This is a genomic window from Serratia sp. CY31944 (genome assembly GCF_052169175.1).
Lineage (GTDB): Bacteria > Pseudomonadota > Gammaproteobacteria > Enterobacterales > Enterobacteriaceae > Serratia > Serratia sarumanii.
Window position 1 is genome coordinate 76617 of the sequence record NZ_JBJNLG010000012.1, and the last position, 19728, is coordinate 96344.

General features: G+C 58.3%; 18 protein-coding genes. 11 read left to right on the top strand and 7 right to left on the bottom strand.

Annotation, left to right across the window (positions count from 1 at the left end; translation table 11 throughout):
• Window positions 1-60: 60 nt before the first annotated feature.
• Window positions 61-135, bottom strand: a complete 75-nt coding sequence (gene ypdK / locus ACJ8IN_RS13950; RefSeq protein WP_099782600.1) for a membrane protein YpdK — start codon at window positions 133-135, stop codon at window positions 61-63.
• 557 nt (window positions 136-692) lie between these two features.
• Entirely contained in the window at window positions 693-1130 is a 438-nt protein-coding gene (locus tag ACJ8IN_RS13955) for an antitoxin HicB (RefSeq protein WP_039564886.1), read from the bottom strand.
• Between the two features lie 581 nt (window positions 1131-1711).
• Here ACJ8IN_RS13955 and pgaA point away from each other — a divergent pair.
• The 4 genes from pgaA to pgaD are packed head-to-tail and all read left to right on the top strand — an operon-like array spanning window position 1712 to window position 7953.
• A complete protein-coding gene (gene pgaA / locus ACJ8IN_RS13960) occupies window positions 1712-4168 on the top strand; it encodes a poly-beta-1,6 N-acetyl-D-glucosamine export porin PgaA (protein ID WP_308325941.1) in 2457 nt (818 codons plus the stop codon).
• Between the two features lie 10 nt (window positions 4169-4178).
• On the top strand, window positions 4179-6185 hold the full coding sequence (gene pgaB / locus ACJ8IN_RS13965) for a poly-beta-1,6-N-acetyl-D-glucosamine N-deacetylase PgaB (protein ID WP_308325940.1): 2007 nt from the start codon (window positions 4179-4181) through the stop codon (window positions 6183-6185).
• Window positions 6182-7516: a poly-beta-1,6-N-acetyl-D-glucosamine synthase gene (gene pgaC / locus ACJ8IN_RS13970; RefSeq protein ID WP_308325939.1), complete on the top strand. Its 1335-nt coding sequence runs from the start codon at window positions 6182-6184 to the stop codon at window positions 7514-7516. Before pgaB ends, pgaC begins: the two co-directional genes overlap by 4 nt.
• Entirely contained in the window at window positions 7513-7953 is a 441-nt protein-coding gene (pgaD, locus tag ACJ8IN_RS13975; RefSeq protein WP_060424390.1) for a poly-beta-1,6-N-acetyl-D-glucosamine biosynthesis protein PgaD, read from the top strand. The genes pgaC and pgaD overlap by 4 nt, the downstream gene beginning before the upstream one ends.
• Here the strand turns inward: pgaD and ACJ8IN_RS13980 are convergent.
• Entirely contained in the window at window positions 7950-8405 is a 456-nt protein-coding gene (locus ACJ8IN_RS13980; protein WP_060424388.1) for a DUF805 domain-containing protein, read from the bottom strand. The genes pgaD and ACJ8IN_RS13980 overlap by 4 nt on opposite strands.
• A gap of 279 nt (window positions 8406-8684) precedes the next feature.
• On the opposite strand from ACJ8IN_RS13980, the gene mltB reads away from it, so the two are divergent.
• Window positions 8685-9773, top strand: a complete 1089-nt coding sequence (mltB, locus tag ACJ8IN_RS13985) for a lytic murein transglycosylase B (protein WP_033648101.1) — start codon at window positions 8685-8687, stop codon at window positions 9771-9773.
• 56 nt (window positions 9774-9829) lie between these two features.
• On the opposite strand, the gene ACJ8IN_RS13990 is transcribed toward mltB, so the two are convergent.
• Entirely contained in the window at window positions 9830-10981 is a 1152-nt protein-coding gene (locus tag ACJ8IN_RS13990; protein WP_033635409.1) for a porin, read from the bottom strand.
• 396 nt (window positions 10982-11377) lie between these two features.
• Here ACJ8IN_RS13990 and ACJ8IN_RS13995 point away from each other — a divergent pair, with 396 nt between their 5' ends.
• Window positions 11378-11668 (top strand): hypothetical protein, encoded by a 291-nt coding sequence (locus tag ACJ8IN_RS13995; protein WP_015378635.1) that lies wholly within the window; start codon window positions 11378-11380, stop codon window positions 11666-11668.
• A 213-nt stretch (window positions 11669-11881) separates the two neighbouring features.
• The gene (locus ACJ8IN_RS14000) at window positions 11882-12184 is read left to right on the top strand and encodes a hypothetical protein (protein ID WP_041036126.1); all 303 of its coding nucleotides are present in this window, start codon (window positions 11882-11884) and stop codon (window positions 12182-12184) included.
• 11 nt (window positions 12185-12195) lie between these two features.
• Here the strand turns inward: ACJ8IN_RS14000 and dsdC are convergent, their stop codons facing one another.
• The 3 genes from dsdC to ACJ8IN_RS14015 form a co-directional block, all read right to left on the bottom strand.
• Complete coding sequence (dsdC, locus tag ACJ8IN_RS14005) at window positions 12196-13125, bottom strand: DNA-binding transcriptional regulator DsdC (protein WP_060424386.1); 930 nt, start codon at window positions 13123-13125, stop codon at window positions 12196-12198.
• Window positions 13126-13594: 469 nt separating this feature from the next.
• Window positions 13595-13846: a CsbD family protein gene (locus tag ACJ8IN_RS14010; protein ID WP_033648096.1), complete on the bottom strand. Its 252-nt coding sequence runs from the start codon at window positions 13844-13846 to the stop codon at window positions 13595-13597.
• Between the two features lie 134 nt (window positions 13847-13980).
• Window positions 13981-15477 (bottom strand): helix-turn-helix transcriptional regulator, encoded by a 1497-nt coding sequence (locus tag ACJ8IN_RS14015; protein WP_033653717.1) that lies wholly within the window; start codon window positions 15475-15477, stop codon window positions 13981-13983.
• Window positions 15478-15704: 227 nt separating this feature from the next.
• On the opposite strand from ACJ8IN_RS14015, the gene ACJ8IN_RS14020 reads away from it, so the two are divergent.
• From ACJ8IN_RS14020 to ACJ8IN_RS14035, 4 genes are all read left to right on the top strand, one after another.
• Window positions 15705-16676 carry a hypothetical protein gene (locus ACJ8IN_RS14020; protein ID WP_041036124.1) on the top strand — a complete coding sequence of 324 codons (972 nt, stop codon included), beginning with the start codon at window positions 15705-15707 and terminating at the stop codon, window positions 16674-16676.
• Between the two features lies 1 nt (window position 16677).
• The gene (locus ACJ8IN_RS14025) at window positions 16678-16899 is read left to right on the top strand and encodes a hypothetical protein (protein WP_004936288.1); all 222 of its coding nucleotides are present in this window, start codon (window positions 16678-16680) and stop codon (window positions 16897-16899) included.
• Window positions 16900-17603: 704 nt separating this feature from the next.
• Window positions 17604-18404 (top strand): helix-turn-helix domain-containing protein, encoded by an 801-nt coding sequence (locus ACJ8IN_RS14030; RefSeq protein ID WP_308325937.1) that lies wholly within the window; start codon window positions 17604-17606, stop codon window positions 18402-18404.
• 20 nt (window positions 18405-18424) lie between these two features.
• On the top strand, window positions 18425-19699 hold the full coding sequence (locus tag ACJ8IN_RS14035) for a lactonase family protein (protein ID WP_308325936.1): 1275 nt from the start codon (window positions 18425-18427) through the stop codon (window positions 19697-19699).
• Window positions 19700-19728: the final 29 nt, after the last annotated feature.

Below are 19728 nucleotides of genomic sequence, written 5' to 3' on the forward strand. Positions count from 1 at the left end.
GCCGAAGCGCCAAAGGGACGCTTGCGCGTCCCTTTGTCTGTGTTCCCGGTCAGGCTGCTGTCAGGCAACCATCAACATGAAGGTGCCAACCCAGGCAACCAGCATGAATGACACGCCCATCAAAAAATATTTCACTGAACAACTCCTGTCTGGAGTCCTCGCCAGCAATGATCCCGATTGTTGTGCTGAGTATTTTATGGGCAACCTGCTTGTCGGGCGGATTCTTCCAAGCGAAAGAACAACGTCCTCGAGCGCGGGTTGTCCGGTTGTCGCGCCTCATGCTCCGTGAGGTAAAATCCGAACCGCGACAGGATCGGCGCTAATGTACTCTCAATACTGGTCTGATTTCAATACTGTGTTTTTGATCACAATTTTTGGCTGTTTTTTGCACAGTGAGGGCTGTTTTATAACGCTTTTTATGGGCAAGCGCCGGGAAGTAGCCCGCCGCAGCGGGCTATAAAATCGAGGTATTGCAATGCGGCGGCAGGCGCTCAGGCGACGGCGTTGATGCCGGTCGCCAAAATGACCCAAAAAACGAGACAAGACAGCAGAATAACGGCCCAAATATGACGGCGACTCCACTCCATTTTTAGCCTTCGTTGTTGCGACAAGTGATTAGGTAGCGATCATATCGGCGCAAAACGGGGAAAATTTAGCCCCGTTGGATAATATTTCGCTTACCTGCCGCTAACCTATTGGCAAACTTCGCTTATTGTCACGTGCACTTCGTAGCCCAGCAGATACAGCGCCTGCTCCAACGCCTCAACCTTCGAGGCGTAGCCGATATCCAGCAACCGCTCCATTTGCCCGCCGTTGAATCCCAGCTTGCGCGCCAGCGCCGCTTTGCCGGTGTTTTTGCGCAGCATGGCGTTGTGCAGCTCGATCTTCAGCGCCACCAGCGCCGGCAGATGTACTCTCAGATCATCGGTTTGCACAGGGGAAGGGGCGGGCAGGGGCAGCCCTTCGTCCATCGCGGCGGCGATGGCGGCCAGCAGGCTTTCCTGCGCTTCCAGCTCGATGTCTTCGCGTTTATAGCAGGCAGATTGCCACTCGGGGAAGTCGTGAAAACCGATCTGCCAGGCGTCGCTGTCGCGATCGAAGGTGTAATGGGCGGGGTAGTGGCTGTACATGGCAATCCCTGATTGAAGCCTGAATGAGGCGCTATTGTGACGGCATGCCCGGAAGATAGCCAGCATGAACGCAGCCGTGGGGGAATTTAAATTGAAAGTAATAATTATTAGCAGGCAAATTTAATTTCTTTGTGAGCAATATTCTTATTATTTCTTCCATGAAGACAGATTATTTAATTAGGTGTTTGGATTAATATCCCTGTTGATGGGTGATAATGAGAATTAAAATCAAATATCACGCCGGTTTTTATACAATTTCACACGGAAGGGTGAAAATAAGAATATTGATCATGATAAAAGTTCATGCATTTGATTTATGGTGGTTTAATTTTTATTATTTCACTTATTAACAATTGTGAAATTCCAGTTTCAGGCAGATATCACCTGGCTGCGGTATTCACCGGCAGCTTTATAAAATACTCTTTTTAGGCAAAGGCGCATTCGATTCTCTTTATGTCTGCGCCAGACAGAAATATTCATTACTCCATGCTTATTACCCGACGGCTCTAGCCGACTTTTCGGGTGCCTGCTCGCATTTGCACTCTGCCAGGACAGCAGCTCACGGATTAAAGGAATACCTCGTGCCTAAAGTTAACTCGCGTTCATTACGCTTTACCGAACGCCACGTCACCAAATATGCGGCGTCATTGCTGTTTATCGGTTTATCCCTGCCGGCCGCCGCGCTGGCGGATGAGCGCTATGACGCGCTGATCCGTCAGGCCAGATCGGGCGATACCGCGCCGGTGCTGGCGTATTTATCGCAGCGGCGCGCTCGGGAGGGGTTGAGCCTGCAGCAGCGAGCCGATTATATCCAGGTGGCCGGTTGGGCCGGCCATGACGAAGAGGTGGTCGCACTCTGGCGTGCCGACGGCGCCGCGCTGCAGCGGGATAGCGCCAGCCTGGCGACGGCGGCCCGCGCCTACCGCAATCTTAAGCAGTGGCAACCATCGCTGCGCCTGTGGCGGGCGGCGTTGCAGCTCGCTCCCGCCGACGGCGGCCTGCAGCGTGGCTACGTGATGACGCTGGCGGATGCCGGGCGGGATGCGCAGGCGCAAACGGAAGCGGCCAAAGCGGAGAAGTTACTGGAACCGGCGACGTGGTATCTGACGCGCGCCTATGTGGATCAGGCCGCCGGCCGCAGCTGGGCGGCGTTGGAAAACGTGACCCGCGCCCGTGCGCTGGCGCCGTCCGACGCCGGCATTCAGGCTTATTACGTGACGCTGCTGGCGGCGAACCGGGTCGCGGATCCGGCGCTGCGTGCAAGCCAGGGACTGGCATTGCCGCCCGCGCAGCAGCGGCGCCTGCAGGCGGATGAAGCCGCCGAACTGGTGCGGCTGTCGTTTATCGATGCTCGTGGCGAACAGGAACGCTTCGTCATCGCCGACCGTGCGCTGGCGCGCTATGACCAACTGCTGACGCAGTGGCGGCCGCTGCCGGAGGCGCAGGACAGCTACCAGCAGGCGCGTATCGATCGCCTGGGCGCGCTGCTGGTGCGTTATCGCATGGCCGATGTGGTGAGCGAGTATCAAACCTTGCAGGCGGAAGGGCGCACGGTGCCGGATTATGCCCAGCGCTGGGCGGCGTCCGCCTACCTCTACCTGCAGCAGCCGGATAAGGCGCAGGCCATTTTCAGCCGCTTGAACGCCGCCGCGCCGCAGGCGGTGACCGCCGAAGACGAAACCGATCTGTTTTACGCGCAGGCGGAGGACGAACGCATCGATCGGGCGGCGTTGCTGGCGCAGCGCGTCAGCCAGCGCTATCCCTACGCGACCCGCTTGTACCAGTTGCCGACGCTGGCCTACAACGATGACTGGCTGGTCGGCCAATCGCTGCTGGCGCAGTCACGGGTTTATCAACGCGATCTGGCCGAGGCCGAACGGCAGTTGACCCATCTGGCGCGCACGGCGCCGGGCAATCAGGGGCTGCGCATCTCATTGGCCAGCGTTTATTTGGCGCGCGGCTGGCCGCGCCGCGCCGAGGACGAGTTGAAGCAGGTGGAAGGGCTGGAGCCGCGCAGCCTGCCGTTGGAGATCCAGCAGGGCTATGTCGCGCAGGAATTGCAGGAGTGGCGGCAGCTGGATTTGCTGGCCGACGACGTCATCCAACGCGCGCCGGAAAGCGTCGCCGCTCAGCAGCTCGAGCGTTCGCGCCGCATTCACCACATGTCTGAACTGCGCATCAGCGGCAATCAGGGCATCGATTCCGACGGGCCGGTCAGCGGCAGCCACGATTTCGGCATTCACGCCGCGCTCTATTCACCGCCGATCGACGACAACTGGCGGCTGTTCACCGGCTGGGGATTCAACACCGGCCAGTTCGACGAGGGCAAGGGCATCAACCGCGATCTCAGCGCCGGCGCCGAGTGGCGCTCGCGCGATCTGTGGCTGGAAGCCGAGGTGGCCAACCGCAACTACGGCCACGGCAATGAGCTCGGCCTGCGCCTTTCATCCTGGTATGACCTGAATGATCAATGGCGCCTCGGCGGTTCGGTGGCGCGCCTGTCGGCCGAGACGCCGCTGCGCGCGTTGATCAACGGCATCAGCGCCAACGGCGGCAACCTGTGGCTGCGTTGGCAGCAGAACGAAAGCCGCGAGCTGCGCGCCAGCGTGGCGCCTTCGCACTTCTCGGACGGCAACAACCGGCTGGAATACGGCCTGGAAGGGCGGCAACGGCTGCTCGCCGGCGCCCGTTATCGGCTGGACATGAACCTGACGCTGTCCGGCAGCCGCAACAGCCAGGAGAACGTGCCGTATTACAACCCGAAGCGCGACTTCACGCTGCTGCCGTCGTTAACGCTCGATCACACCCTGTATCGCCATTATCAGACCGAGTGGAGCCAGCAGTTCCAGGCCGGCGCCGGCAGCTATTGGCAGCGGGACTATGCGCGCAAGCCGATCACCCAGCTGGGTTACGGCCAGCGCATCAGCTGGAACGGGGTGTTGGACGCCGGCGCGATGCTGCAGTTTGAGAAGCATCCTTACGACGGCAAGCGCGAGCGGAACATCGGCGTGACGTTTGATCTGAATTACCGTTTTTAAAGGAATAATCATGCTTATTCGATCTTCGCTTTTCGTGTTGGCCGCGTTGCTGACCACCGCCTGCAGCCAGGCGGACGTGCCGCGCTTCACGCCGCCGGCGGAGCGGCCCGTGGGGCCGATGGAACGCCCGTGGCCGGCCAACCGTTACGCGGTGCTGGCGTATCACGACGTGGAAGACGGCGCGGCGGACCAGCGCTACATGTCGGTGCGCACCAGCGCGCTCAATGAACAGTTCGCCTGGCTGAAGCAAAACGGCTACCAGCCGGTGTCGGTCGAGCAGATCCTGCAGGCGCAAAACGGCGGCCCGGCGTTGCCGAACAAGGCGGTGCTGCTGACCTTCGACGACGGCTACCGCAGCTTCCACAGCCGGGTCTTCCCGCTGCTGAAGGCCTACAACTGGCCGGCGGTGCTGGCGCCGGTCGGCGTCTGGCTGGATGCGCCGGCCGACAAGCCGGTCGATTTCGGCGGCCTGATGACGCCGCGCGATCGCTTCCTCACCTGGCAGCAGGTGCGGGAAGTGTCGGACTCCGGCTTGGTGGAGATCGGCGCGCACACCTACGCTTCGCATTACGGCGGCATCGCCAACCCGCAGGGCAATACCGAACCGGCGGTTGCCAATCGGTTGTATGACGCCAAACAGGGCCGCTACGAAAGCGAGGCGGAATATCGCCAACGCATCGAGAAGGACGTGGCGTTGATCACCCAGCGCATCACCGCCGCCACCGGCAAGGCGCCGCGCGTCTGGGTCTGGCCGTACGGCGCGGCCGGCGGCGTGGCGCTGGACATCGCGCGCAAGCACGGTTACCGCATGGCGCTGACGCTGGAGAACGGGCTGGCAGACGTCAACGCGCCTGAGAACGTGCCGCGCATGCTGGTGGCCGGCAACCCGTCGCTGACGAGCTTCGCCCAGCAGCTGACGCAGATACAGAACCGGCAGATCATGCGGGTGGCGCACGTCGATCTCGACTACCTTTACGATCCCGATCCGCAGCAGCAGGCCAAAAACCTCGACAAGCTGATCCAGCGCATCTACGACCTGCGCATCAATACCGTTTTCCTGCAGGCGTTCGCCGATCCAAAAGGCGACGGCAACGTGCGCGAGCTCTATTTCCCCAACCGCTGGCTGCCGATGAAGGCCGACCTGTTCAACCGGGTCTCCTGGCAGCTCTCTTCGCGCACCGGCGTGGCCGTGTATGCCTGGATGCCGGTGTTGGCGTTCGAGCTGGGATCTGACGTGCCGCGCGTACAGTGCCTCGATCCGCAAAACGGGCAGCTGTCGGTAGACGACAAGCAGTACCGCCGCCTGTCGCCGTTCAGCCCGGTGGCGCGCCAGCGCATCGGTGAGATCTACGAGGATCTGGCGGCTCACGCCACCTTCAAAGGGATCCTGTTCCACGACGATGCCCTGCTGTCGGACTTCGAAGACGCCGGCCCCGACGCCGCTGCGGCCTACCGCCAGGCCGGCTTCGCCGATTCGGTGGCGGCGATACGCCAGGATCCGCAGGCGATGGCGCGCTGGACGCGCTTCAAGAGCCGGGCGCTGATCGAATTTACCCAGTCGCTGACCGAGCGGGTGCGGGCGATCCGCGGCCCGCAGGTGCAAACCGCGCGCAACATCTATGCGATGCCGGTGCTCGATCCCGCCAGCGAAGCCTGGTTCGGCCAGAATCTGGCGGATTTCCTGCAGGCCTACGACTGGGTGGCGCCGATGGCGATGCCGCTGATGGAAAACGTGCCGCGCGCCGACAGCGGCCGCTGGCTGGATCAACTGGTGGGCAAAGTGGCCGCTTACCCCGGCGCGCTCGATAAAACGGTGTTTGAGTTGCAGGCCGTCGACTGGCGCAAGGAGCGCCGGATCAGCCTGGATGACGGTCAACTGCTGGCCGAATGGATGCGTCGCCTGCAGCGCAATGGCGCTCAGAGCTTTGGTTATTACCCCGACAACTTCCTCAACGATCGGCCTAAGCTGGATGCCGTTCGCCCGGTGTTGTCCTCAGCCTGGTTCCCACTGCCATGACCGATCGTTTAATTGCCTTATTCATCCTGTGTCTGGTGTTGAGCGTGCCTTTCGGCATCGTCCTGCTGTTTACCGGCGAAGTGCTGCTCAACTTTGTGTTCTTCTGGCCGCTGTTCATGTCCGGCATCTGGATCGCCGGCGGCATCTATTTCTGGCTGCACCGCGAGCGCCACTGGCGCTGGAGCCCGGACATGCCCGCGCCGGCGCTGCCGGGCAACCCGTCGATCAGCGTGCTGATCCCCTGTTTCAACGAAGGGTTGAACGCGCGTGAAACCATTTCGGCGGCGATGGCGCAGCGCTATGAAAATATCGAAGTGATCGCCATCAACGACGGCTCCAGCGATGACACCGCCGAGGTGCTGGATCAGTTGACGCTGGAGTTCCACCGGCTGCGGGTGATCCATCTGGCGCAAAATCAGGGCAAAGCGATCGCGCTGCAGGCGGGCGCGGCGGCGGCGCGCAGCGAGTATCTGGTGTGCATCGACGGCGATGCGCTGCTGGATCGCGATGCGGCGGCCTATTTGGTGGCGCCGCTGTTGGCCAATCCGCACGTCGGCGCGGTGACCGGCAACCCGCGCATCCGCACGCGCTCCACGCTGATCGGCCGCATCCAGGTCGGTGAGTTTTCGTCGATCATCGGCCTTATCAAGCGCACGCAGCGCGTTTATGGCCGCCTGTTCACCATCTCCGGCGTGGTGGCCGCGTTTCGTAAGCAAGCGCTTACCGATGTCGGTTACTGGAGCCAGGACATGATCACCGAAGACATCGACATCAGCTGGAAACTGCAGCTCAAGCACTGGGCTATCTTCTTCGAACCGCGGGCGCTGTGCTGGATCCTGATGCCGGAGACCCTGCGCGGGCTGTGGAAGCAGCGCCTGCGCTGGGCGCAGGGCGGCGCCGAGGTGTTTTTAAAGAATCTGCGCAACCTGTGGGCCTGGGAGCACCGGCATATGTGGCTGCTGTTCGCCGAGTATTGCCTCTCCACGTTGTGGGCGTTCACTTACCTGGTCAGCGTGCTGATTTTCCTGGTCGGGCTGGCGGTGCCGCTGCCGGAGGGCATCCGCATTCACTCGTTGCTGACGCCGGCGTTCACCGGCCTGGTGCTGGGCGTGGTGTGCCTGCTGCAGTTCACCGTCAGCCTGCTGCTGGAGAAGCGTTATGAGAAGGGCTTCGGCCGCTCGCTGTTCTGGATCATCTGGTATCCGCTGGTGTATTGGCTGCTCAGCCTGCTGACCACGCTGGTGGCGTTTTCCAAAGTGATGTTGAAAGCTCGGCGCGGGCGTGCGCGCTGGATCAGCCCCGACCGGGGCATTGGGAGGATCAAAGAATGACGGACGTCCTGATTTATTCCGAACGCGGCCTGTTGCCGCGCGTGGTAGACAGCCTGCTGACGCTTTTCGCCTGGTGCGGCTTCCTTTATCTGTTCAGCCGCGGCCTGATGTCGGTGATGGATCAGCACGGGGTGGGCTCCGCCCTGTCGCTGCTGGAAGTGATCTCGCTGTACATCATTGTGGCGTTGTTCAATGCCGTCACGCTGATCGCCTGGGCCAAATACAACCAGTATTTCTCCCGTCGCAGGGCGGCCGACCGCTGGCGGAAACAGCAACAGAACACCCACATCGGCTATATCACGCCCGAGCTGACCCGGCAGCTGCGGCGTTTGCCGAACGCCGTGGTGTCCCATAACAGCGGCGGCGGCATCAGCCAGGTCAGCGGCAGGCTGACGGCGGCCGAACCGGCCGCGAACAAGGTGGTGCAGCTGCGTTAATCGTCAGCGTCGCCGCCCGGCCTGCGGCGCAGCCCGCTCGGCGGCAACAGCAGAGCGCAGATCATGACGGCCAGGCTGAAAAGAGGCAGCCAGCGCGCCACCGGGCCGGGGGAGTAGTTGTTGAGCACCGAGCAAACATAGCACGCTGCGGCCAGCGCCCAGCCGGGCAGGCCGATATCGTTGAGCCGGAACGCGGTTTTGGCCATGAACCACGCCACCAGGCCGAAACAGAACAGCGCCCAGACCATAATGCACAGCAGATACAGCAGCACCGAGACGAATTCCTCGGTATCGCCGTGCGCATGGGCGCGAAAATGGTTTTTGTCCAGATAGGTCGACAGAAACGACAGCAGCACGATGCCAACGGCGAAGATCGCCAGCGAAAAAATAAAGGGTTTGCGCGAGATGCGCCCACGGTACAGGTCTTTGGCGAGTTGTCCGAGAGATTCCATCACAGTCCATTGTCGTGATCATTGCGGCGATAGCCGGGTGGCAAGCAACCGGGCATTTTATCGGGGTAAAAGGGGGCGTCAAGGTGATAACTTTTCTCATTTAGTCGCGGTTGAGATTCCGCGCGGCCGCGCCGGGCGTTCTCTCACCGTGCAAAACGTCACAATTTGGCACGTTTGGCTACCTGGCGCGGTAATTGGCGGCATAATCCTGTTTGTTCGCGTTGAACAATGCATTAACATAACTCCCACTTATCTCTTGCATGGTTATATGGATATCCGATGCGTCACCTGGTTGCGCTTTTACCGCTGATTACCTTGCTTGCTGCCTGTAGCAGCACGCCGAAACCCAGTACCACCGCTACGCCGCAGGGCACTCCGGTAAAGGGCGGCTTTTTGCTGAGCCCGGCGCACAGCGGCGCGCCGCTGGGTGGAGATTTCGCCAATAACCCGAATACCGCACGCTTTATCGATAAGATGGTGCGGGAACACGGCTTTGATCGGCAGCAGCTGCACGACGTGCTGGCGCAGGCTCGGCGCCTGGATTCGGTGCTGCGGCTGATGGACAGGCAGGCGCCGAAACCGTCTACCCAGGGGCCTACCGGCCCGAACGGTTCCTGGCTGCGCTACCGCAACAAGTTCATCACGCCGGATAACGTGCAAAACGGCGTGGTGTTCTGGAATCAATATCAGGATGCGCTGCAGCGGGCCTGGCAGGTGTACGGCGTGCCGCCGGAGATCATTGTGGGGATTATCGGCGTGGAGACCCGCTGGGGCCGCGTAATGGGTAAAACCCGCATTATCGATGCGCTGGCGACGCTGGCCTTCAACTACCCGCGCCGCGCCGATTACTTCGCCGGCGAGCTGGAAACCTTCCTGCTGATGTCGCGTACCGAGGGCGACGATCCGCTCGAACTGCGCGGCTCCTTCGCCGGCGCGATGGGCTATGGGCAGTTCATGCCGTCTTCCTTCAAGAGCTATGCGGTCGACTTCAACGGCGATGGTCATATCAACCTGTGGGATCCGGTCGATGCCATCGGCAGCGTGGCCAATTACTTCAAGGCGCACGGTTGGTCCAAAGGCGAGCCGGTCGCGATTCAGGCCAACGGCCAGGCGCCGGGGTTGGAAAACGGCTTCAAGACCCGCTACTCGGTCGCTGCGCTGGCGGAAGCCGGCCTAAGCCCGCAGGGTTCGCTCGGCGACAATCAGGAAGCCAGCCTGCTGCGGCTGGACGTCGGCACTGGCTACCAGTATTGGTACGGCCTGCCGAACTTCTACGTCATCACCCGCTATAACCACAGCACCCACTACGCCATGGCGGTATGGCAGCTGGGCGAAGCGGTAGGGCGCTCGGCGCGCGGCGGCTTCTGACGCTGCTTCAATAACGAAAAAGGCCGCTTGCGCGGCCTTTTTTACGTGCGGAACAATCAGAAATCGTAGCGTAGACGCACCACGGTCATATCGCCGAGGTTGTCGGTGCTCGATGTCAGCACGTGCTCTACGTCAACGCGGAAGCCGTAGTCAAACTGCACGGTAACCCCGAGGCCGTTGTCGATGCGCTGGTAGTTGCGGCCGCTGATGTATTCCAGGCGATCGCCCATAAAGTACGGCATCACCGATTTCACCGCGTACTGGCCCACCGGCACGGTATAACCGGCCAGGTATTCGATACCCCAGGCATCGCCGGCGAAGTAATTGTTGATGTCGGTTTTCTTGGTGGTCAGGAAGTCGTGGTAGTAACCGCCGCCGAAAGTCAGCGTCCAGTTGTCCGGTTTCCAGCTGAGGGCGGTGCCGACGATGTGCTGATCGTAGCTCTTGCTGCCGCTGGTGGACGGATTGCGCATTTCGGCGCGGGTGTAGTTCCAGGCGGTGCCCCAGGTCAGATCCTGCGTGATGTGGTAGTCCACGCCCAGTGAGCCACCGCCTTTGCGCTTATAGCGCAGGCCGTTGCCCGGCAGGTAGTCGCTGTCGCTGAACAGGTACGAGGCATAAACGTCCGCATCGCCGAAGCGGTTCTTGTACTTCAGCATCTTGCGTGAACGGTAAGAGCCGTCGTAGTCGCCGTTGATGCCGTTGCCCGGCGCCTGGGCCAGCATGTCGTAGTCCCAGATATCGGTCTTGGCGCCCACCACGTCATAGTAAACGCTGTTCTGCTGGCCGAAGGTCATCTGGCCCCAGGTGTTACTTTTCAGGCCGGTGTACAACATGCGGCGGCTGGTGTTTCTCGCGCCGTCGGCATAGTGGTGATCCCAGTCGAACAGCGCCGGAATGTTCACGCCCAGTTCGTAGTAGCTGATCCAGCTGATATCGTCGAACAGGTAGTAGTCCGCCGCGAAACGGAAGCGGGTGCCGCCGTCGAAGCCGTTACGCTTGTAGGAGCCCTTGTCGCCGTCGCCCGTCATGTTGTTGAACTGTGGACGGATGCTGCCGCCAACGGTGAAGTTCAGGCGGCTGAGCGGATCGCCGGCCTGCGGATCCTGCTTCAGCAGGGTGATTTCCGCCTGAGCGGCGAACGACGCGCTGCCGATCGCCAGACCCAGCGCCACCGCTTGAGTCAATACGCGCAATTTGATTGCCATGTGTTATCCCTGTTTTATGTATGACCGCCCCATCAGCGCCGCCATGCCGATGTTTTGCGCAGAACGCTGCGTTTTCACGCATTTTGACGGTTTTTTTGGTGTGTTAGCGGCGGGCGGCATTTGTAACATAAACAGTGACATAAAGAATTACTTTTCTTGCTAATTATCGACCGGTTTTTAACCATTTCGTGCGGTGAAAAGCGCCGTTGCGCATGTCTGGCGATTCGGATGAATTCATCTAACGCCAAGGTTTATATTTTTCATTTGTCAGTCACCGGCGCCAGCCTGTAATTTCAGCCGTGCAAGAGAGAATTAATTCGAGCCTTTCGCCGGCGTATTAACGTCAGCCTTTGTCTGCGTAATCGGCCGGCATGAATAAGCGATTGGGAGGTCGCCATGAGAAACCTGTTAATGTTGTTAGTGGGGCTGTTTTCACTGCCGGCGATGGCGGCGGAGTCGCACGTTTGCCATTCTCAAGCCTATGATTATGCAGAGGTTAGTAAGCTGAGGTTGTCTGACGACACCCTGTTTTCCTGCCGCGGCGTGGGGCGCCTGACGATCCCCGAATTAGCACGCAAAGGATGGAAGGTGATTCATTTGGCGCAGCAAACCGAATATACCGACTCCGTCGACAGCGATGGTGAGGTGATTAAGCTTTATCAGGAAATCGTGGTGTACAAAGAATAACGCGACGGTAGCCTGTTATTATTCTCGCGGCGGCGAGAACCCTATTATGAATGCGAGAATCGGAATCGACGGCAGGGCTGCCGCCGCGGCCAGCGCTTCACTTGGGATCGCGCCACGCTGTGCGCCTGTTTGCTGATCGCGCTGGTGTTAAGCGTGGTGAGTTGTTCTTATCTTATTTATTTTTACCGAAGGGTGGCACCAAAAATATAAATTATGGATGTTGATGTACAGAACTACCAAATAAGCTGCGAAAGCCAATTCATTATTCAGCTGCAAATATCCCGCTATGCCTGGGGCGTGCCGCTGATTACGCTCGGCGATAACGGTGATTTTACCGTGATACGAAGCCGAGGCTGGTCGAGGTTGGCTAATGGGATGCAATTGGAGGTTTATTATTTTGCCAATAACTCCCTGCTGGCCTGGGATAAAAACCGCAAATATATCTCTTATTCAAAGGCCGGCCGGCTCTACGCCTGCGCGCTGAATTTTTCTTATTCCCCTAAAATAATGCGCTAGCCCTCCGGCCATCAGACCAGAGGGGCGATTTTCATGATCCACTGCTTAAACGCGAGGATTTTCGGCCACTGCCGCTCGGAGATGGTCGAGGTAAAATAGCAGTGCTCGCAGGGCACGGTCATGTCGGTGAACGGAATGATCAGCTCGCCGCTTTTGATCCAGTCCTGCACCAGATTGAGCCGCCCCATGGCGACGCCAAGGTGTCGCGTGGCGGCCAGCACCGCGAGATCGGAACGGTCGAACTCCATGCTTTTGCTGTCGGTATCCAGCCCCAGCGCAAAGTGTTGCGACCAGGTTTGCCACTCGTCTTCGCCGGAGTTGTAGCGATCGTGCAGCAGCGTGCAGTGGGCCAAATTTTCCGGCGCATCGTACAGGCTATGTGCGGCGGCGTACTGCGGCGTACAGATCGGCACCATCGATTCCTGCATAAAGGCCTCGTCCAGATGCCGCCCCGAGGGCAGTTTGCCGAAGTACATCGCCAAGTCCACGCCGCGGTTGGCCAGGTTGATGATCTCTTGCCCGGTCAGAATGTTGAGGTGAATGGTGGGGTGCTGGGCGATAAAATCGCCGATGCGCGGTAGCAACAGGCATTGCACCAGAGACGGGTGCGAGTAGAGGGTCAATGTCCCCGTCAGCTCGCGATTCTTGATGTCCAGAATTTCCTGATTCAGCGTGTTGAAGGAGCTGTCCAGCGCCCATTGCATGCGCTCGCCCTCCGGCGTCAGGGTAATTCTGCGATGAAAGCGCTGGAATAGCAGAAAACCCAACTCCTTTTCGAGCAAATTAATGCGGTGGCTTACGGCGCTGGGGGTGATCGACAATTCTTGCGCCGCCAGCGCAAAAGATAAATGACGGGCGACGCATTCGAAAGTATGCAGCCGGGAAAATTGATAGCTGGTCAGCGGGGTGGCCCGCAGTGAATGTTTTTTAGTGGGGAACATGCTATTTCTCCGTGCGCGCAATACAGCGATCTTAACATTTAATGGAGAGGAGGATAAACCCAGGTTGACGAATGGAGTCGAATTTTAACCTGATGGTTTTAATGATGTTGAGGGTAAGCCGATTTATTGCACCAAGGCCGTAAATAACCGCCGAGGGGTTTGGGTTGAGAAGACGATAAAAATCAGGAATACGCGAGGAAAATAAAATGGCTGTCGTTAAGCAGTGAGTAAAGGCGGCGTGCGACGGTATGAAAAAGAATGCCGTCTATTCCATGAGGGATATCGCCGTTTCGCCATAATAACCCGATGCCGCTGAATAGCCGTTAATCATCATTGTCGGCGTAACGGATGAATAAATCGAAAAGGCCATATGCTCGCACGGCATTGCCCGTTGGCCGATAGCACCGCGCCCGGTTGTCGTTAACCGGGCGCGGCATTCAGGGAAAGACGGTTTGCTCGCCGGCGCGTATCAACGGCGGCGCAGCAGCAGGCCGGTCAACAGGCCAGCGCCGGCAATGAGGGCTAATGCGGCGAGGGGGTTTTTCTTCATCATGCTGCCGGCGCAGCTCAGGGCGTCGCCGTATTTTTCTTGCAGCGCGCCCGCTGCATAGCGCGTGGCGCCTTCGGCCTGCAAACGTGGGTTTCCGGTGACGTCGCCCGCCATTTCCTGCGCCTTGCCCGCCACTTTTTCCATCATGCCATTGGCTTTTTCGCTGTTCATTGTGATGCGCTCCTAAGGTTCGATCCGTTTGGCTTCCGCACAGGGCGAAAGCCTGCATTTGCACCTCCATGTTATGCACTTCACTTTGAGCCTATAAGGGGCGTTTGCATCGGTGCGGATAGTGCATTTGCAGGCTACTTGCCGTTCCTGGCGGCCAGCCCGCCGGTAAACAGCCCGCGTTCTCTGGCCCAGACGATGGCTTCGCTGCGGCTGTGCACGCCAAGCTTGGAATAGACCGTCGCGACATGGTTGCGAATGGTGTTGAGCGCCAGATTGAGACGCGCCGCGATTTTCTTGTCCGGCAGCCCCTCGCAAATCAATTCCAGCACATCGCGCTCGCGCGGCGTGAGATCGCTGGCGGTCAATCCGGCCTGATCGGGCCGGTTGATGCTTTTCACGTTGGCCAGTTTTTCAATCAGGGTTTGGCTGAACCAGGAGGCGTCCTGCATCACTTCTTCGATGGCGCTGACCAGCTCCAGCTCCGAGCGTTTGCGTTCGGTAATGTCCATGAGCACCAGCAGGTAGCAGGGCGCATTGTGGATGCTGACGGCATCCGCCGAGGCCACGCAGTCGATCGACTCGCTCCCTTTCTTGCGCACCCGGATGTCCAGCCCTTCGACGTTGCCGCTTTTTTCCAGCGCGGCAAACAAACGGCGGTTCGCCTCGGGATCGTCAATAAACGGGATCTCATCGATCGTCTTGCCGATCAAGGCTTCGGCGTCGTACTCGGTGGTGCGGGTGAAGGCTTCGTTGACGTCCAGCACGCGCCGCTCGTGCGCCGTACACAACAACGTCGGCACCGGGCTCAGGCGAAATGCCTTGGCGAACCGCTCTTCACTTTCCCGCAGCGCCGATTCCGCCTGGCGCCGGGGTTCGAGATCGGTAAAAGTGAACAGCATGCAGTCGTCTTCATTGATGTCCAGCGGTTGGCCGGCAACCACCACCAGCTTGCTTCCGCCACCGGGCAGTTTCAGCTCGGCCTCCATTTGTGGAATGGTGGCGCCTTCCCCCAGGCGCTGTATCGCCAGATCTTTGTGCTCCGCCTGTTCCAAAACGTCGAGTTCATAAACCGAACGGCCCATGACCTGTTCACGTTGGTAACCGGTCATATCGAGGAACCCTTGGTTGACCTTGACGTAGCGCAGGTCGCTTAGCCGACAAATGACCGCCGGCGCCGGATTGGCGTTGAAGGTTTTTTCAAAGCGCTGTTCGGCGCTGGCCCACTCCGTCGCGTCGCTCAGGATCAGCGCCAGCAGCTCCGGTTGCCCCTGCGCATCGGTGATAATCAGGCTCCGCAGGCGGTGCACCCAGAAGCTGTCCGGATCGTCGGCCTGCCGAACCTCCACCACCACATCGGTGAAGGTCTCGCCATCGGCAACCCGGTTCAGCGGATACTGTTCCAAAGCCAGCGGATGATTGTTGCGATAGCGCAGGGCAAAACGCGCCGCGTACTCGCCGGCATTGGCTCCCAGGGCTTTCTGATGACTCACGCCATGCATGGCCAACGCGGCCTCGTTGGCCCAGAGCAGCGTTCGATCGGTATCCGTCAGGATCACGCCGTCGGACAAGCCGGAGATGATTTGCTGCAGGTGGCCGCGGTGGGTTTCGCTGGCCAGGACGGATTGGCTCATGTGTTCTCCGCTAGACAGAAGGGAGCGGCCTCTGACCGGGGCCGCGGGTTACGCTACTCGCTGAGCAGCTTAGTGCATAACGTGCGTATTCGCAGGGTGTGAATGCACTAGTCATTCTGGCGCAAATGAACCGGGACGGCCGACGACGCCGCGCGGCAGACTGCATCTGTCTGCGCGGTTATCCGCCGTGCGTGCAATCACTTGTCCAGAAAATATAAGGAACAACGATGACCACTGTCTATGAATCAAATCGCTTTGCGTTTCAGGTGTCATGGGGCTCGATATTGGCCGGGAGTGCCGTGGCGCTGGTGACTTATCTGATCTTCAGCGTGCTGGGCACGGCTATCGGCGCCCAGGCCGTGGATATGATGCAAAAGGGTAACCCGCTGAGCGGCTTTGGCACCGGCACCGGGATCTGGCTGCTGGTTTCAACGCTGGCGTCGCTGGCCGCAGGCGCGTTCGTCGCCGGCCGCACCGCACCGAACCGCGGCGGCTTGCATGGCCTGCTGAGCTGGGCGATCACCACCTTGCTGACCACCTGGCTGGTGGTTTCATTGGCGAGTGGCGTGGTGGGGCTGGCGGGCAGCGCGGTGGGCAAAGGGCTTTCGCTGGCGGGCAGCGGCCTGGCGGCGGCGGCGCCAAACGTGGGCGAAGGCCTCAAGCAACAGCTGGATAAAAAGGGCATCAGCCTTGACTGGGGAAGCCTGGAAAACCAGTTGAACGCCACGCTCAAGCAGACCGGCAAGCCGGAACTGGATCCGGCTCGGTTGGAACAGAAGGCCGATAGGGCGACCGCCGACGGCAAGCAATCGGCCATGGACGCGGCTGCCGATCCGGCGCAGGCCGCCTCCGAGCTCAAGCAGTGGTTCGACCGCGTCAAGCAGTCCGGTGAGCCGACGTTGAGCGCCGCCGACAAGGATGCGCTGGTGAATATCGTTGCGGCGCGCACCGGCAAAAGCCGCGATGAAGCGAGTCAAATCGTCGATAACTATGCTCAGGCTTACCAGCAGGCGGTGCAGAAAGTGGAAAAACTCAAGGCCGAGGCCGAGCAGAAAGCGCGTGAAGCGGCCGACGAAGCGGCCAAACAGCTGTCGCGCGCCGCGTGGGGTTCGCTGTTGATGCTGCTGTTGGGCGCCGCGCTGAGCGCCGGCGTGGGGCGGATTGCCGAATCAACCCGCCGCACTGTCGCGGTAAGTTGAGATGAAAAAAAACCTGTCGTGCATCTCGCTGAATTATCGAAAAGTAGCGGGGGCCTCTGCGCCCGTGCTCGTCATCGATTTTTGCAACGAGAATAACGAGCGCTACACCCTGCGCTACAACCTGCCGCCGGATACCCCGGAACGCACCGAGCGGCGGGTATCTTTGCTGCTGTATCTGTTGCGCAAGCATAGATCCGCAGAGATCGACAACCTGGCTGATTAATCAGGCCGTTAATGAAAGGCCCGGCCTTATAGGCTGGGCTTTTTACTGGGCAATCAGGCTATTCTGGCAACAACGCACGGTGCGAGTCGGCATGAGGCTTTTACGTTGGAGGGCCGGCGGTTCACGGTGGGCAAAGTAGCGCCCCAATTGGCGTGGAGGGTAAAATAGGGCATCTAGCAAGATGTGTTAAAACATCGGTTCTTCTCAGCGCAGGAAAAAAGATAAAAGAAGCTCCCTATTACGATCTGTGATTTTCTGGCCCGATGTTCAGAAAATGAGCCTGTCCCTATCTTCTTTTCAAACGCTGTTCATGCTTTTATTTATTAGCCTCAATAAGTTTTATCAGTCAGCCTGATTATAAAATGTATTTTAATTTGCAATGATGAAATTCCTATTTGGTCATGCAATTGGGATGTAAAAAAACACTTTAAGATAAAACAATTAACATAAAGTGTGATTTGCCCTGGCGTGGCAAATGCATCTTTAATGGATGCACTTTGCGTGGCGCATTTTTTATTCACGTGTTTTTCGCAAGCATATTTATATAACATGATCATTTTCAGTTATTTATATGATGACTTTTCCCATGCCGTAAAAATGGCGTTGTCAGGGTGATTTTTTTAGGATTAATCTTAATGACTTGGTTTGGTTGGTTAACGATTTTAATGAAAAGGACACGATTTTTATAAAGGCAAGGAGCGCGCATGGACTATCGAAAAGATATTCTTTTACAGGTGTTAGAGTATATGGAGAAGAATATTATAGAGGGACTTTCCGTTGAGAAAGTGTCTATTATCTCGGGTTACTCTAAATGGCATTTACAGCGGCTGTTTAAACATTATTTTGGCATTACGTTAGGGACTTATATCAGAAACAGAAAGCTGAGCAGATCCGCAATCTTGCTTAAACAACATCAAGGGAACATATTGGATGTCGCCTTGGCATCGGGCTTTGCCTCTCAGCAATGTTACACGCGGGCGTTTAAACGTTTCTTTGGCGAAACGCCCAACAGCTTTAGGAACAGCCGGGGATGGGATTTTTCCACCCAGATCCCACCGTATGGCATTGACAAGAAACCCTATTTTTATCACACGGTCATGCCGGATGATATCGAGCTGTTAAAGCAGTACAAGGCATTGATCTTCCACTCCATAAGGAAATACAGAGATGCCGGTGACATTACGCAGACTAATGAGAAATGGTTAAGCAAGCATGGGAAGGCTTATCGTGCGGAAAACAACAGAGCGGGAAAATGGCATTCAAACGGCAAGGAGCAAGAGGTTTTTCATTCCATATTTAACTTCTATATACCCATGGGGAAATATATTGTCATCCCCTTTATGGGTGAGTTGTCTGAGTACATTGATTTTTTTGCAGATATCTATGACGCCTATCTGCCGGCTATCAATGTCAAGGTGAGAGAAAGTTTTTTTATCGAACTATATAGACATGAGCATTTACACAGTCGCGTCGTCAATGTCGATATACTTATTCCTGTAGCGTAGCGTTGAGAAAAGGAAATATCATGAGTATAGAGAAATCCCCCGATTCGATGAATAAGCGTCATTATGCGCGCCGTATGCTACCTTTGACATTGTCTGTGTCTGGCGGAGCGAGCGTGGCCGGTTTAGCCAGGCAGGCCATTCAATTCGCGTTGGCATTAACTCTTTTCATGTTTTCAGGAAATGCGATGGCAAATAATCGGGAGCATCAGCAAATAGCGTTAGTCGGCACCTGGACCCATATTCCGGATGCGCCTGCGGTGCAGAAACCGGCGCACCCCAGTGAAGGCCTCTATCGTCTGGCGGTTAATGGCGACGGCACATTAACGCTGCTCGACGTGATTAAAATGAAAAGCCCGTCATGGATCGTAAAATCTCGCGATGGCCGTTTCGCCTATGTCACCAATGAGGAGAACGCGGGAACGGTCACTGCCTTGGCGATAGACAAAGACGGCGCCGTGCGGGTGCTGAATACGGTGAGCAGCGCGGGCCGGCAGCCGACGCATGCCACCCTCAGCCCGGATGGCAAGTTTCTGTTTGTCGCCAACTACTCCGTCGCCAAAGTCGGCGCGGGGGTGACGGTATTACCGATTGGCGGCGACGGCAAACTGGGAGAACGGGTGCAGCATTTTCCGTTCACGCCCGGCTCCGGCGCCGTGCAGGGGCGCCAGGAAGGGGGCCATGCGCACTCCACCACCTTCAGCCGCGATGGCCAATACCTGTACGCGGCGGATCTCGGCGGGGACAAGCTGCGCGCCTACCGCTATCGCTCGGACAACGCGCAGCCTTTGCAGGCGGATGCTTCGCGCGATGTCGCCTTCGCACCCGGCGCCGGCCCACGGCACATGGCGTTCTCGCCAGAAGGGGAATACGCCTACGTCATCACTGAAATGGCGAGTGAAATTGAGGTGTTTGCCGTCAGCGACCATCGATTGACGCGGCAAGGGAAGGTGAAACTGAACGGCGGGCAGGATTCAGCGGAGGCGAAAAGCGGTGGGGCAATAATCCTCAGCCCGAGCGGCAGATATCTTATTGCCACCAATCGCGGTGCCGATAACCACCTGCTGGTATTAAAAATTGGCGAGGATGGGCTGCCAGATGTGCCAACGCGCTATGAGGCCGGCGGCATTGAGCCGCGTGCGCTCGCTTTCGATGCCGGCGGTAACCATCTCTATGTGACGAATGTGTTTACCAATACCGTTATGTTGTTCGATTTCGATGATGAGAAGGGCGAGTTGCAGGCCAGAGGGCAGGCGACGACGGTTTCTACTCCGACGGATATTAAGTTTTTTAATTAATGCCAATCATAACACTCGGGGGAAATCGA

Coding starts and splice junctions, on each gene's coding strand:
- ACJ8IN_RS14030 (WP_308325937.1), top strand. CDS start 17,604: ATGGACTATCGAAAAGATATTCTTTTACAGGTGTTAGAGTATATGGAG.
- ACJ8IN_RS14025 (WP_004936288.1), top strand. CDS start 16,678: ATGAAAAAAAACCTGTCGTGCATCTCGCTGAATTATCGAAAAGTAGCG.
- ACJ8IN_RS13980 (WP_060424388.1), bottom strand. CDS start 8,405: ATGGAATCTCTCGGACAACTCGCCAAAGACCTGTACCGTGGGCGCATC.
- pgaC (WP_308325939.1), top strand. CDS start 6,182: ATGACCGATCGTTTAATTGCCTTATTCATCCTGTGTCTGGTGTTGAGC.
- pgaB (WP_308325940.1), top strand. CDS start 4,179: ATGCTTATTCGATCTTCGCTTTTCGTGTTGGCCGCGTTGCTGACCACC.
- ACJ8IN_RS13995 (WP_015378635.1), top strand. CDS start 11,378: ATGAGAAACCTGTTAATGTTGTTAGTGGGGCTGTTTTCACTGCCGGCG.
- ACJ8IN_RS14010 (WP_033648096.1), bottom strand. CDS start 13,846: ATGAACAGCGAAAAAGCCAATGGCATGATGGAAAAAGTGGCGGGCAAG.
- dsdC (WP_060424386.1), bottom strand. CDS start 13,125: ATGTTCCCCACTAAAAAACATTCACTGCGGGCCACCCCGCTGACCAGC.
- mltB (WP_033648101.1), top strand. CDS start 8,685: ATGCGTCACCTGGTTGCGCTTTTACCGCTGATTACCTTGCTTGCTGCC.
- ACJ8IN_RS14035 (WP_308325936.1), top strand. CDS start 18,425: ATGAGTATAGAGAAATCCCCCGATTCGATGAATAAGCGTCATTATGCG.
- ACJ8IN_RS13990 (WP_033635409.1), bottom strand. CDS start 10,981: ATGGCAATCAAATTGCGCGTATTGACTCAAGCGGTGGCGCTGGGTCTG.
- ACJ8IN_RS14015 (WP_033653717.1), bottom strand. CDS start 15,477: ATGAGCCAATCCGTCCTGGCCAGCGAAACCCACCGCGGCCACCTGCAG.
- ACJ8IN_RS14020 (WP_041036124.1), top strand. CDS start 15,705: ATGACCACTGTCTATGAATCAAATCGCTTTGCGTTTCAGGTGTCATGG.
- ACJ8IN_RS14000 (WP_041036126.1), top strand. CDS start 11,882: ATGGATGTTGATGTACAGAACTACCAAATAAGCTGCGAAAGCCAATTC.
- ACJ8IN_RS13955 (WP_039564886.1), bottom strand. CDS start 1,130: ATGTACAGCCACTACCCCGCCCATTACACCTTCGATCGCGACAGCGAC.
- pgaD (WP_060424390.1), top strand. CDS start 7,513: ATGACGGACGTCCTGATTTATTCCGAACGCGGCCTGTTGCCGCGCGTG.